Origin of the sequence: Streptomyces sp. NBC_00554 (assembly GCF_041431135.1) — a bacterium.
GTDB lineage: Bacteria > Actinomycetota > Actinomycetes > Streptomycetales > Streptomycetaceae > Streptomyces.
On the sequence record NZ_CP107799.1, the window covers coordinates 9,102,626 to 9,116,069 of the forward strand.

The 13,444-nt window shown below is 71.2% G+C and carries 9 protein-coding genes and 1 pseudogene; all 10 read right to left on the minus strand.

Going from position 1 to position 13,444, the window contains the following annotated elements; all coding sequences use genetic code 11:
* Window positions 1–68: 68 nt before the first annotated feature.
* Window positions 69–2,210, minus strand: a pseudogene (locus OG266_RS40415) (hypothetical protein).
* Complete coding sequence (locus tag OG266_RS40420; RefSeq protein ID WP_371551910.1) at window positions 2,210–6,028, minus strand: putative baseplate assembly protein; 3,819 nt, start codon at window positions 6,026–6,028, stop codon at window positions 2,210–2,212. Before OG266_RS40420 ends, OG266_RS40415 begins: the two are co-directional and overlap by 1 nt.
* Window positions 6,025–9,168, minus strand: coding sequence for a putative baseplate assembly protein (locus OG266_RS40425; protein WP_371551911.1), 3,144 nt, complete (start codon window positions 9,166–9,168; stop codon window positions 6,025–6,027). The genes OG266_RS40420 and OG266_RS40425 overlap by 4 nt, the downstream gene beginning before the upstream one ends.
* Entirely contained in the window at window positions 9,165–9,551 is a 387-nt protein-coding gene (locus OG266_RS40430) for a GPW/gp25 family protein (RefSeq protein WP_371551912.1), read from the minus strand. The genes OG266_RS40425 and OG266_RS40430 overlap by 4 nt, the downstream gene beginning before the upstream one ends.
* Window positions 9,548–9,907, minus strand: coding sequence for a hypothetical protein (locus OG266_RS40435; protein WP_326724787.1), 360 nt, complete (start codon window positions 9,905–9,907; stop codon window positions 9,548–9,550). The genes OG266_RS40430 and OG266_RS40435 overlap by 4 nt, the downstream gene beginning before the upstream one ends.
* Window positions 9,908–9,927: 20 nt before the next feature.
* The gene (locus tag OG266_RS40440) at window positions 9,928–10,458 is read right to left on the minus strand and encodes a phage baseplate assembly protein V (RefSeq protein ID WP_266469200.1); all 531 of its coding nucleotides are present in this window, start codon (window positions 10,456–10,458) and stop codon (window positions 9,928–9,930) included.
* 52 nt (window positions 10,459–10,510) lie between these two features.
* Window positions 10,511–11,650: a hypothetical protein gene (locus OG266_RS40445; RefSeq protein WP_371551913.1), complete on the minus strand. Its 1,140-nt coding sequence runs from the start codon at window positions 11,648–11,650 to the stop codon at window positions 10,511–10,513.
* On the minus strand, window positions 11,643–12,014 hold the full coding sequence (locus OG266_RS40450) for a hypothetical protein (RefSeq protein ID WP_266469205.1): 372 nt from the start codon (window positions 12,012–12,014) through the stop codon (window positions 11,643–11,645). The genes OG266_RS40445 and OG266_RS40450 overlap by 8 nt, the downstream gene beginning before the upstream one ends.
* A gap of 9 nt (window positions 12,015–12,023) precedes the next feature.
* Window positions 12,024–12,704 carry a hypothetical protein gene (locus tag OG266_RS40455; protein WP_371551914.1) on the minus strand — a complete coding sequence of 227 codons (681 nt, stop codon included), beginning with the start codon at window positions 12,702–12,704 and terminating at the stop codon, window positions 12,024–12,026.
* Window positions 12,701–13,417: a hypothetical protein gene (locus OG266_RS40460; protein ID WP_266469208.1), complete on the minus strand. Its 717-nt coding sequence runs from the start codon at window positions 13,415–13,417 to the stop codon at window positions 12,701–12,703. Before OG266_RS40460 ends, OG266_RS40455 begins: the two co-directional genes overlap by 4 nt.
* Window positions 13,418–13,444 lie beyond the last annotated feature (27 nt).

The following is a 13,444-nucleotide window of genomic DNA, read 5'->3' on the forward strand; positions in this document are numbered from 1 at the left end:
GGAGTCCCCCTGGTTCAGATGTGTGCGGGTGAGTCGGTTGTCGCGGTCGGATCAGGTCACGTATCGGCTCAGGTCACGTAGAAGATCCCGGCGTCCGTGCCCGCGGGCGTGTACTGCGCGAGCCGCGCCCGCAGGCTGTCCTCGCGCTGCGGCCGGTACAGGTCGTGGAAGGCGCCCATCTCGGCGCCGTCCTGCGCGCCGCGCCGGATCTCCTGAGCGCAGCGGTCCGCCAACTGCCCGTACCAGGGCGTCCCGTAGCGCTCGGACGTGAACAGCGGCCGCACGCGCGCGGCCTCGCTGCGACCGGCCAGGTCCGGCTGGCAGCGGTACCTGCGTGGCGTACGCGAGCCGGCCGGGACGTACGAGAAGCGCATGCACCCGATGCCGCGCCGCGCCACGTGGAGCCGGCCGGTGAAGACCGAGTCCTCCGCGATCTCCACCGCGTGCGTGTGCACCTCGCCGATGACCGTGGTGCGGTGGGCGTGCAGGACGGCGTGGGCGTGCCGGCAGTCCGGGGCGGACAGGGCAGGGCGATCGCTCGCCGTGGCGTCCAGGACGCTGTCGCGGATGTGGATGTCGAGCGGCTCCTCGGACACCTCGTCCCCGATGACCTCGATCGTGCCGAGGATGCTGTCCTCGATCTGCAGGCATGCAGTGGTGCGTTCCAGGACGAAGCTCGGCTCCTGCGGGGAGTGCGGCTCGCACTCGGGCTCCAGGGACCAGCCGGGCACGAGCGTCGAGTGGCGCAGGACGACCGCGCCCATCGGGCCCGTCACATTGATGCCGCGTCCGGCGACGAGCAGTCCGTCGAGGACGATCCGCGGCCGCTCGCCCGGCGCGCAGTCCTCGGACACGGCACGGATGTTGAGCGCGTCCGGACGGTTGCTGTACCAGTCGAGGAGGCGGATCACCGGGCGGGTGCCCTCCGCAGCACGGACTTCGAGGCGGTCGCCTGGGTCGAGATCGAAGTCCAGCTGCTCCTGGTACGCGCCGCTGTGGGTGATCTCGATGACGCCCTCGGGCCCTCAGGTCCCGGCCCGCCGGTCGTGCTGCCAGGCCTGGTACGCGTCCATGATCTGCCGGTACGTCTGCCCGGGTCCGACCCGGTAGAACGCGGCGTCCGGGCGCGCCGTGCGGTCCCGCGCGTACTCGCCGCCGCCCATGTCGGCGCCGAACGCGTAGTGGTGGTCGACCCAGACGCCCTGCCGGGGCGCCGACCGTGCCCCGAACGCGATCCTCCCGAGCTCCGGATCGACCGCGACCTGTCCGCGCCCCGGCCGGTAGCGCCAGTCCGACAGGTCGGCCACCACGATGTCCGACGGCGGCACCGGCTTGTCCTCGCCGTCGCGGCGGATGACGAAACTCTTGCCGGGTCCGTAGTAGTCGGCGAGCCGGTCGTGGAGTTGGCGGCGCCGGATGAACGCCGGGACGTTGTCGATCGTCGCGATGTGCGTGGCCGACGGCTCCGGGACCGGCTTGGTGACCAGCGGGCTGTCGTTGCCGAGGATCGAGAAGGTGTAGAGGTTGCGGGCCCGGTCGATGCAGTACGCGGGGGAGGACGTCAGCGAGTGCGCCTTCAGCCGCCAGACGAAGAGGCCGACCCCGGCCGGGGTCGAACCTCCTTGCCTACGACGGGAGTTGGCGCTCCGGACGTCCACCGAGCGGGCCACCGTCCCGAAGGCGGAGCCCGCCAGGTCGAGCGCCGAACCGTCCCGTAGATCGGCGAGCCGCCCGCGTCGCTCACGGCCCGCACTCCCGGACCCGTACAGCTTGACCGGCTGCTGGTGCGAGACGAGCCGCGACAGCTCGACCGCCCGCGACGGCCACTCGGCAACCTGCTCGCAGAGCTCTTCGAGCAGGTGCAGCGTGCCCTTGCGGCGCAGGTTCGCGACCGTGGCGGCCACATCGCGGCGCGGCGCGATCGCCTCCGTCAGCGCGGCCGAACTCCCGCCCCGCAGACCGTTGGTGAGAACCCGCTCGTAGCCGGGCAGCGTCCGATAGCCGACCAGGTCGCCGAGGTACGGCAGCACCCAGGGCGCCGCCGTCTCCACGAACAGGTCCTCATAACTCTGCTCGACCCCATTGCGTACGACGTCGATCTGCTCGGCCATCACCGCAAGCAGGGCGCGCAGCGGCTCGCCCTCGTCGGTGTCCCTGAGGCGGTGCCACTGGGGGAGCAGTTGAGCGAGCCCGTCCGGCTCCCTGGACATCACTTGACCTCCGTCAGAATCAGGGTGTCCGCGGCCTTCGGCGTCAGCAGCGCGAGCTGTGCCGGGCGGATGCCGCGGAAGACGAACACCGAGCGGCCCTTGGCGAGGCGCCGGGTATCGGTGATGTCGGGGTTGAGGCGCAGGAGTTCGGCGAGCGGAACGCCGTGCCGGGCACAGATCGCCGACAGGGTCTCGCCGTCCTTCTTGCGCACGGTGTGGATCTTCTCGTCGTACGTCGCCTCGCGCGCCGGCACCGAGGACCTCGGCTCGCCGGGTGTGCCGAGCAGCCGCGTCAACTCCTGTGCGGTGGCGCCCGCGACGGCGGACGCGGAGATCCCGGTGAAGACATCGACGTCCATGTAGTCGACGCCCGGCACCGAATGCGCCGTCGCCAGGACCTCCGAGAGGCGTGCCGGGTGTCCCAACTCCCGCCCCTCGTAGCCGAGTCGGCGCAACAGGGCCCCTCGAAGGCGGGGTTCGACGACCTCCCAGGTGTGATCGGCCGCGAGCTTCACCTTCGCGGCTATCAGCAGCAGCACGAGCTCGCGCACGTCCACCCGGACGGGCAGTCGGGGATCGCCGTACTCGGTGAGCGAGCCACGCAGGGCGCGCAGTACGTCGGCGTCTTCGGCGATCGGAACATCGTCCGTGCCCGCGACCGTCACGTGCAGCACGCGCCGCTGCCCGTCGAAGAGTTCGCGCGCCGCGGCCCGGCCGATCCCGGCGCGGGAGCGCGCGAAGTCCTCGTAGTCGGGCACGGACACCAGGCGGTCCAGGGCCGCGACGGAGAGGGGGACCGTGCGCCGCGTCAAGGCGGGACCGTCCGCGTCGGCGCCGCCCGTCGCCGGGCGCGGATTGGTCACCGCGGTGACGCCGAGCGGCCGGGTCAGCGCCTGGGTGACGCGTTGCGCGGCCACGTTCGCCGCCTTGCCGGTGCCGAAGCGGTAGCGGGCGCGTACGTTCTCGTGGCCGCTGGACAGGCGCGCGCCGTGCATACCGTCGCCGAACGTCACCGTCGTACGGCCGTCGCCGGTGGTGCCCGTGATGTAGACCCGGTCGCGCGGCCCGCGCCCTGCGAGGCTGTCGACCGCGTGCCAGAGCAGCCCGTCGACCCGGACCTCCAGGACGGGCGTGGCGCCCAGCGGAGTGTCCGACGCCATCCAGGTGAGCGGCGACTGCCACAGGGTGAACGTCTGGTTCGTGCGGTCGGCGTCGCCGCTGCCGATCGGCTCGTCCCGGCCCTCGCCGTGCGTCGCCTCCACCACGTTGCCGAGGATCTTCACCGTCTCGCGCCGGTAGCGGTGTGCGAGATCGGCGGTCAGCGTCAGCTTCGTGTGGACGTGGTCGCCCGGGAGCTGAGGGTCGAGCGAGGGTTCGGCTGCCGCGATCACCACGACCTCGGTGGCCTCGACGCCGACGGTGCCGGGGATGTCGCCGCGCAGGCCGCTGACGATCAGGGTGCGGCCGGGCCGCAACCCGTCGTACAGCTCGGCGAGTTCGAGTTCGTTGCCGGACACGTCCTCGGCGAGCGGCTCGTCCGCCGTGCGCAGCGGCTCACCCGCCGCGTGCACGGTGGTGTCGCGAATGTGCGAGAGCAGTACGTCCTTGTCGTCCAACCACGGGTCGGCAAGGACGAGTTCGGTGCCGCGGCCGGTGATGCCGTAGTTGGTGTACGCGGCTGTGCGCACGGCCGTGACCTTCGTGGTGACGAGCTTGAACTTCTTGTCGCCGGGGTGTGCGTCGTCGTCGCCCTTGGCGGGCCGCTCGATCGCGACCCAGCTGCCGACGGTGATGCCGTCGTACACGGTGTCCAGCTGCACCACATGGCGGTCGGCGGGGGCCGGCCTCGTGGCGATGACGACTTCCACGGTGGGGGCGGTGGTGCCGACCGTGTAGCGAAGCGTCACCTCGTACTCGCCGTGCGTGAATCGCACCGGAACGTTGGGACTGAGCGGGATCTCCCTGGCCGCGCCGTTGTATATGCCGACGTTGACGACCCCTTCCGCGTCCGGGCGCGACACGAAGAGCGTGCGCTCGGGCAGGCCCGAGTGGAGGCGGGCCGTGACGCCCGGCTCCTGGGAGTCGGTGGGGCGGCGGCTCAGCCAGTTCAGCTCGCGGTCCTGGCTGTTGCGGGTGGACAGCTCGACCTGGCCGGGGCCCAGGGGGAAACTCTCCGGCTGCGTGACCGGGAGCGTCCTCGCCCGCTGATCGGAGCTGCCGCCCTCGATGTACTGGAACTCGGCCGCCGTCGGCACCTTGCCCGCGGGGTCGAACACCACACGCATGCTGGTCAGGACAGCGCCCGTCAGCGGCCAGTCGGTGGTGCGGATCACCCGGCCGCGGTCGTCCTGGACCGGTTTCAAGGGGGCCGTCGCGCCGAAGGGGGTCGCCTTCGCGCGAAGGGCGAGCAGCTCGCGCAGGAGGTTCGGCGCGGTGGGCGCCGCCGCCTGCCGCCACGCCGGGTAGAGGGCCCCGAGTGCCGGATCGAGGGTCTTGAGCAGGCGTGCCGTGTCCGCGCCCGGAGTGGCGGCGAAGGTGCCTGTGCCCGAGGCGGGAGCCTTGCCGCTCAGCGCGGGGAGGAGGGCGGTGAGGGCCGCCAGCGCGGCTTCGTCCGGGCGGGGGAGCGGGGTGACGGTGGCGGTGCCCTGCTGCGATTGGCTAGCCGATGGGTTCTCCTGCTGGTCTTCCGGTTGGGACGGGGCCAGCTCCCCGGCTCGTTCCGCGAGTTCGGCCAGCATCGCCTCCAACTGGGCGAACCAGTCGGCCACGTCCTCGTACGGTGTCGCCAGGACCTGCGCCTCGGCGAGACGTGCGAGGGGCTCGGTGAGAGCGGACATCAGTTGCTCCGGCGACTTCACGCCGTCCAGGCCGTCCCGCAGCGGAGTCAGCACCTGGTCGTCGAAGTCGTCGATCAGGCGGCTCACCGGCCGGGGGTTGGGTACCTCCGGCGTGGGCGGCTCGTCGCCCGGCACACCCGGAGCCGGTGGCTCGGTGGTCCAGCGGCGCACCTCGTCGAGCAGTTCCTTGAGGGTCGGCGGGGCCGACCGGGGCAGGCCGATCGCCGTGATCTCGTCGTCGCGGTCGATGCGTACGCGAGAGACGGGAAGCAACAGCCTTTCCCCGCCCGCCTGTTCACCGAAGACGAAGAGCAGCTGGTCTCCCGTCTGCAGGGAGTTCGCGGTGCCCTCGACGAAGAGTTCCGAGCGGCGCGTGAGGTCCTGAGGGGTGATCAGGGAGGGGCGCCTGCGGCGCAGTCGGAGTTCGTTCCAGTCCCAGCGGGCCGTGAGGTCCCGGCTGGTCTCGAACGTCTGCGACTCCTCGTCGGCCGACGCCGGGACGCTGTTGCTGCGCGCCCCACGGGGGATGACGACGGGCAGGGTCTCGGCCCGTGGATCGCGGTCGAGGGTGTACGCGAGATGGGTGTTCGCGGCGACACCGGGACGCGGCCGGTGACCGACCAGGCGGCCGAGCAGCACCAGCGAGCGATGCTCGTTCGCGGTGCGCAGATAGGCCTCGTCGGCGATCCGCTCGGAGTGGAACGTCAGCAGGTCACCGAGGACGGCGGTCGCGTCGAGGAGGCCGAGCGCCGGGTCGTCCGGGGTGCGGACGGTCAGCCTGCCGAGCGCCGGGTAGGCGGGGGACGCCAGTCGGTCGTGCAGGGCGGACAGGAAGGAGCCGTACTCGCCGACGCGGTAGTCGAGGGCGGTGCGGCCCGGCGGGTTGTGCGGCGCGGCGGGCGCCACCCGCTCGTCGTGACCGCCCGCGCAGGTCCCGGCACAGCCGCAACCGCAGTCCGGGGTGAGCTCGTCGCTCGTCATCGGGCACCCCCAAGGGATATCGCCAGTCGGCCGTTCTCCGGCCGGTCGGGGTCGTTGTCGCAGATGGCGATCTCCAGCGGGCCGAGCCGCAGCACGCCGTCCTCCCTCTCTCCTCGGTCCTCTTCGAATAGCCGCCGCAGACGGGTGACTTGAACGCTCTCCACGCCCTGGACGGCCGCCGCGACAGCGACCAGGCGGCTGAGCCTGACCGGCTCGCCGAATGTCAGCGCGTCGGGGTGGAAGAAGCCGAGCCGCCCTCCCGCGAGCCGGCCGCGGCCGAGTACGCGGTACAGCTCGGCCAGGATCTGCCCCTGCTGGTGTCCGGGCTGCGCGCACACCGTCAGCGCGATGTCGAGCGGCGCCTGCCGCGCGGGCTTCACCACCACGTCGTGGCCGATGCGCCGATAGGCCTCCAGGGACTGGGCCACCGCGTCGAGCAGCGCGGGCGCCGGGGCGCCGGTGCCGTGCGCGTCGATCGCGATGTGCGCCTCCTGGACGCTGCCCGTCCAGCGCAGCTCCGCCGCCGCCCGCTGCACCCCGGGCAGGGCCGAGGCGAGAGCGGCGTAGTCGTCGGCGGTCACGGCACGCAGCCGGGTGCGGCGCAGGTCCAGCGGCGCCAACTGGCGTACCTGGTCGATGGGTTCGGGCTCGGTGCCGCCGACTGCGGGGAGGGGATTGCGCACCCCGGCCACCGGTACCCCGGCCACCTGCACGTCGCCGCCATCGTCGTCGCGGCACAGCACCAGGTGGTTGATGGCCTCGGCGCCCACGTTGCCCGCGAGGCCGCCGCCCAGCCTGTAGTGGAGTTCCAGGCGTGCACTGGGGATGGGCTTCGCGCCGTGCCGTCCGTCGCCGAACCGCAGCGCGAGCCGCCCGTCGTCCTCCAGCTCACCCACGAAGTGCCGGTCGCGGGGCCCGCTTTCGAGCAGTTCGCGGCGCGGACTCCAGCGCAGCTCGCCCTCGTGGAGGCGTACGGCGGGAAGGGCGCGGCGTGCGTCCTGCGCGAGCCCGGCCGAGGCGGAACCCCGCAGGACCGGCTCCTCGGGGTGGATGCCCTCCGCGTACGCCGGGCCCCAACTGTGGGCGACCTCCCAGGCGATGTGGCCGTCGAGAACTGTTCCGGCGCGGGCGCGCGCGGTCAGCACCTCGATGCGGCGCAGCTTGGAGTCGAGCAACTGGTCGCTGCGGTAGAGGAGTTCGCGCAAGGCGCGGACCGGGTGCAGTCGCAGTTCGAACCGCTCCAGGACCTTCAGGCCGTAGATCAGGGTCAGTTCGGCGATCTCCTCGTCACCGAGCCCGTCGCGGTCGCGGGCGCTGCGCCACAGCTCCACCAGACGCTGCTTCACCCGGCTGGGGATGGCGCCGATCCGCTCGGCCTGCCCTGACGAAACGGCCCCCGGGTCGGGGAACGGCACGGCCTGCACCACGGGCGAGCGGCCGAGCAGCGGCCGGAAGCGGGGCGCGATGCCCGGGTAGACGGACTGCGCGAGCAGCGTGCGCAGGGCCGCCGCCTGTGCGTACGCGGTGCCCGGCACGACGCGTTCCCGCCGCTGGCCCGCCAGTTCGAGGCCGAGCCCGGCACGTACGGTCGCGTCCTCGCCCACCACGTCGAACAGCTCGCGGACGTCGTCGGCGGTGAGCGCCTCGCCGCACTCCGCCTTGTCCGTCAGGGAGTTGATGAGCTTCGCGGTCGCGTTGCCCTCGTCGGGATTCCAGCAGCCGAAGGCGGGAGGGTCGCAGGGGACCACGACGGCGGGCGCCGGCGGCACGGTCACGGTCTCCGGCAGGGTGCTGCCGCACCAGTGGACGGTACGGCCGTGGTCGACGAGGACCACGTTGCCGCGCGCCACACTGACGTCCTCGACCGGCGCGCAGTCGCGTCCGCCGCGCGTGGCCAGGCAGAGCGGGAAACGCAGCGCGTCCTCGGCGGCCCAGGTGACCTCCAGGACCGGCTGGTCCTCGATGCGGTCGATGCCCGGCGTGACGGACGTGAGGCGCACCGCCTGCCGGTGGGAGGGGTCGGCGTCACCCGGAGTTCCGGTACGAGGTCCCTTCACCTCCTCCAGGACGAGCAAGTCACCGGCGCGCAGGCCGAGTTGGCGACCCTCGCAGGTCTCCGCGTCCCGCCACTCGTCGCGCAGGGTGACCGCTGTCGCCCCCTTCGGCAGCGAGCACACGTCGCCGCCCCAGGTCCACAGCCGTATGGAGTTGTGCGCGGCGCGCAGTTCGAGGGGATCTCCGGCCGCGACCGGCTCGAAGACCTCGACGCCGCCGCGCTCGGCCAGGTCGGCGAGGTCCCGGTCGTCGACCACAGTCCCGGGCGCCGGGCGGTCGTGCGGATCGACGGCGCGTATGTCGACGGAGGCGAAGCGGAACGTGCCCGCGGGCAGCGTGTGTTCACCGGCCGTCTCCACCGTCACGTACGCCCGCGCGGTGCAGCCGTCGTGCATCGCATAGTCGATGAGCCGGACATGACGGCGTACGGAGACCCGGCGGCGCGCGGTGTCGAGGTACGCCTCCGTGGCGATCGCGTCCTGCTGGTAGCTGATCTGGTCGCCGGTGTAGGCGAGCAGCTCGACGAGCGTCATGCCCAGGTCGGCCGGGTTGCGCTCGATCCAGTCGGGCGTGGTGAGGGCCAGCCGGTCCAGGAGGAGCTTGCGGATGGTGTCGTAGTCGCGGGCCGTGTAGTCGACGACCGGCGTCAGCGGGAAGACGGGTTCCTCGACCACCCCGTCCGCGCAGTCGAAGGGCGTGGGACAGTCGGGCCGGAAGGCGAACGTTGCGCTGTGGTAGCGCTGGTCGAAGCCGCGGAAGGGCTCTGTGCCGGGCCGCCCGTACGGGTCGGTCTCGACGAGCGAGATCCGGTAGCGGGAGGTGTCGCCGGCCTTGTCGAGGGTGACGTACAGCCGGTCGTCGAGCTCGGGGTCCTCCTCGCGCTCCACGCTCACGTCGACGGCCTCGATGCCCGTGATCCGGCGGCCGCCGTCGATCCGTACGTTCTGCGCGCCGAGGCCGTGCGGGGCCTTGCCGAGGAAGGTGACGGTGAGCAGGAGCCCCTCGTCGTTCACCTCCACGGCGTCAACTCCGTTGAGCTGCGCCGCTCTTACCTTGGTCCGTCGGGCGGACAGGGGACCGGTCACGCCTCGGCCCTCCCTTCGAAGACGTCGTCACGACGGCTCCCGGTGGCGCGGACGGCGTACGACAGATACACGCGGACGACGTTCTCCTCGCTCACCACGTCCAGGGCCGCCACCTCGATGAGATCACCGAGCCAGCGCTGCAGAGCCGCCTGCACCGAGAGCTCCAACGCGCTCGCCAGCTCGGGGCTGTTGGGTGTGAAGACCAGATCGAGGAGGCCGCAGCCGAAGTCGGGGCGCATCACGCGCTCGCCGGGGCTGGTGAACAGCAACTGCTCGATCAGGTCGCGGACATGCTCGTCGCGGTCGGCGTGCGCACTGCGCCCCCGCCGGTCGACCCGGAACGGAAAGGCGAGATCACTGCGGATGCGGGTGCGTGGGCTCATCGGACGGTCACCTCTCGCTGCGCGGGCTGGACGAACGGCGGGCCCTGCGGCACGAACGCCGCTGTCACGCACTGGGCCGCGGAGGTGTCGAGCAGCACCGGCGCGCCGTCGACCGTGATGCCGGAGGAGTCCGCGGTCCAGCGGACGGCGACACACGGCTCGGGTATGCCACCGACCGTGTGGGGGCAGCCGGTCACGACGTAGTTGTGGGTGGCCGTCGCCACGGGCGCGCCGTTCACGAGCACCGCCCGGTCCGAAGCGCCGGTCGTCGAGGTGGCGCGGCCGCCGTGCGGGCAGCTGATGGCGGCACCGGAGCCGCCGCCGGTGGTGAGTAGATTCCCGGATGTCCCGGACATGCTGGATGATCCCCCGTCTTCTATCGCTTCGCGGCCATCGTCAACTGGCCCTTGTTGATGGTCACTTCCTTGCCGCGCAGGATGACCTCGGCGCCTTCGCCGGTCGCGATGACCACGGCTTCCTTGGTGATGCGGATGTACGCGCCGCCCTGCGCCTGGAGGAGAATCCCCTGCTCGGGCGCGTCGTTCATCACGATCTTGTGGTCCCCCGGCGTCTGGACGACGACCGGTTTGTTCGGCGAGTTCTGCTGCACCGCGGCTCGCGCGTCCGGCGGCAGCTCGGCCTCCGTCCCGTACCAGCACCCCGTCCACACCGGGAAACTCGGATCGCCCTGCTCGAACTCGACCCACACACCCGCGCCGGGCGGCGGCACCACGAACTGGCCCGCCTGCGGTCCGGTGAAGGGCAGGCAGGGCAGCGCCCACGTCGACGGTTCATCACCCAGGACGTCAGGGCACTCGACGGTGACCCGGCCGATGTGCAGCGGGTCGTTGTTGTCGATGACCCGGCCGCGGAACTTGCCGAGGTAGCGATTACTGGGTGCCGCCATGCTGAACTGCTCCTGGATCGTGGGGTGTTGGCTGCTGTCGGCCTGCTGCGTGTCATGGCCGGACGTACGCGCTGCGCGCTTCGAGCCCTTCTCTGGAGATCGTGAAGTTCTGCTGGAAGGAGCCCGGCCGCAGGTTGTGCGTCACGGACTTCACGTAGTAGTCGCCGTCGTACGCCCGTCCCGAACCGCGCACGCCGACCAGCTGGCGCGGCTGCAGGAGGTAGCCGTGCCGGTTGACGTCGAGTGAGCCCGAACCGGAGATGACGTCGGCGGACACGGCGGCGCGTGCGAGCAGCTCGGCCTCGGCCGCCTCGCGCTGCTGCTTGGCGGTACCGGAGAGCGTCTTGCGCTTGAGAGCGGGCGTCGGCCGCCTGCCGAGCGGGGGGCGCAAGGGGCTGATCAGCGGCTGGGGGAGCAGGGTGGACTGCCGGGTCCCCGGGTCCTGCCAGCGTGCCTGCGGCTCCTCGCGGGCCGTTCCGTCGTACGCGAACGTCAGCTGGTCGACCGTGGAATTGGCGTCCATGTTCACGTTCAGGGCGTGCTGGCGGATCCCGAGGCGGACCTCGGGGCCCCAACGGGCCGACGACTGGCCGGGGTTGGGGCCCGGCTCCAGGTAGAAGGTGTAGCCGTTGGCGCGGGCCAGCTCGTTCACGTAACTCAGATCGGTGCCGGTCTGGTAGTGGACGCGCAGGTTCTCGTGCGGCGGCTGGGCGATCTTCTCCCGGTACACGTCCGGCCGGATGCCGAAGTCCGCGTAGCGGCGCAGGATCGCGAGCACGCGGTCGGACGGCGGCAGGTTGGGATACCGGTCCGTGCGCTCCTCCAGGTCCATGAGCAGCGTCAGGTCCTCGCCGGTGATGGTCAGCGTGGAGTGACCGGGCTGGTTGCTGGTGCCCACTTCCTGGCGCACGATCAGCCCGTCGAAGAGGACCTCCGGAGTGCCCTTGACCGTGACGGTGACGATGACGCGGGTCTTCGGATCGAAGAACCCCTCCGGAAGCAGCGCCCGGTTGATGAGCCCGTTCTTGGTCAGGTCGAAGGCGAGCTGGAACCCGCTCCGCTCGCCCGCCGTCGCGGTGATCTGCGCCGACAGGAGCGCCTCGGCCACCTCGGCGGGGACCGGGCGGGCCAGCTGCGGCCCCATGGAGAGGGTGATGTGGACGGGGCCCTGGCCCACGGGCAGTTCAGACACGCCGGTCCCCCCGCGGGAAGGAGCCGGCGCGCGGGATGTCGATCTCGCTGCCCGGCTCGGCGGTCAGCTCGCGCGGGTCGAGGACGGGGTTGGCGTCGGCGATCTGCCACCACTGGGCGGGGTCGCCGAAGTAGCGCTGCCCCAGGAGGTCTGGGCGCTCACCGGTGCTGACGGTGTGCGCCTGGGTGTCCTCGGCGTCGTCCGCGACCGGGGGCAGCAACCGGCGCTTGGCGTACCGGACTTCGGTCCCGTCCGGCTGCCGGTGCACGCCGATCTCGGCATCGTGGTAGCGGCTGGAGCGGGGGTAGGGGTGGGCGCCGGGTATCGCGTCCAGGGCGTTCTCGTACGGTTCCGTGCCGGCCATGGTGTCCGGTCAGCCCCTTCCCATGCCGATGTCGCCGGGGGCGAGCCCGAGAGTGCCGAGGCCTCCCGCACGGGCGGCGCCGGCCAGCCGCTCCTTCTGCGCGAGGTGCGCGAAGTACAGCTCGGCGCCGCGGTGTCCGGCCGGCAGGTCGCTGACCGTGAGCACCTTCAGGCCGATGCTCAGCGAGGCCCGGATCGGGTTCAGGTTCACGTCGAAGGCGGATTCGTTGATGGACAGTTCGGTGAGCCGCACGGGCATGACGCGCTTGCTGCCCCACGTGAACAGGGTCAGCGGCATCTCGATCGGGCTGATCTCGATCGTCCCGGTCCTGGACAGGCGGCTCGCTTCGCGCAGTTGGGCCGAGGTCGGCTGCACAAGCATTTCCAGGACGGCCAGTTGAGGGTGAATACCGTCGGGCGCGGCGACCTCGAACTGGTCGGTGGCGTCGATCTCGGCAGTGAACTTCCAGGTCTCCTGGGCGGGGCCCTTGAGCCGGAGCGCCTCATTGCGGTCCCCGCTTCCGCCTCCCCCTGAGTCTCCGCTGCCGCCGGCCGATTGGGGCGCGAGGCTGCGTTCCAGGGTGTCCGGATTGAATTGCAGGACGATGATGCGCTGGGGCGTGCCGCGTTCGGGGTCTATGAGGACTATTCCGGAACGGATGGGCTTGGGGATGTCGGCGTAGCGGGTCACAGGCGGGCCTCCAGTCGGTGGGCGAGTTCCGTGTAGTCCCAGGCAGGGAAAAGGCGTGGGAACACGTCCAACATGGTCGTCAGCTGATTCCTGACGTCGTCGAAGTCCGGATGACCCAGCGGGACCTCATCGGTGAAGAGGTACTGCCATCCCAAAGTGCCTTTGGTGAGGGCTAGTTGTTCCATGTATTCGGTATAGGTGAGATCCAGCTTGACGTATTGCCGCGTCCAGCCCTCCGCGCTGGTCAACTCCATGTCGTAGTACCAGACCTCCAGCGGGTCGACCTGGGGCTGGGACCGGATGGCCGCGAGTTGGCCCGTGGCGGCGAGCGGGGTGTCGTCGATGACGCGCAGCTGTGTGAAGAACTCCCGCTCCTCGTCCGTGGAACCGGCCCAGGTCAGGTCCGGCGGATGCTTCAGAAGCGCGGTGAAAAGATCGGTCACTCGGAACTCGCCGCGGATTTCTGGAATGCCGGATGCCCGCTCGCTGTGCCAGCAGTTGGCGATCTCGGAGATGCGAGGACTCAGCACGCAGAGATCGCGGCTGAACACCACATCCTGCCAATCGGGCAGATAGGTGAAGAGCGCCGGTGCCTCCTCGAACGTCTCGCCGAGGTCTCCCGTGACCGAGCGGTCCACCACCAACCCGGTACAGTCAATGATTTCCTGTTGTGTCTGGAACAGCTTCTGCTCGATCTCGGTCGGGTTGCGCATTCCCTTCGGCCTCCACTCTCATCTATG

Excerpts from the sequence above, each read along its gene's own strand:
- OG266_RS40435 (WP_326724787.1), bottom strand. The coding sequence starts at position 9,907 with ATGTCCGGGACATCCGGGAATCTACTCACCACCGGCGGCGGCTCCGGT.
- OG266_RS40440 (WP_266469200.1), bottom strand. The coding sequence starts at position 10,458 with ATGGCGGCACCCAGTAATCGCTACCTCGGCAAGTTCCGCGGCCGGGTC.
- OG266_RS40420 (WP_371551910.1), bottom strand. The coding sequence starts at position 6,028 with ATGACGAGCGACGAGCTCACCCCGGACTGCGGTTGCGGCTGTGCCGGG.
- OG266_RS40450 (WP_266469205.1), bottom strand. The coding sequence starts at position 12,014 with ATGGCCGGCACGGAACCGTACGAGAACGCCCTGGACGCGATACCCGGC.
- OG266_RS40430 (WP_371551912.1), bottom strand. The coding sequence starts at position 9,551 with ATGAGCCCACGCACCCGCATCCGCAGTGATCTCGCCTTTCCGTTCCGG.
- OG266_RS40460 (WP_266469208.1), bottom strand. The coding sequence starts at position 13,417 with ATGCGCAACCCGACCGAGATCGAGCAGAAGCTGTTCCAGACACAACAG.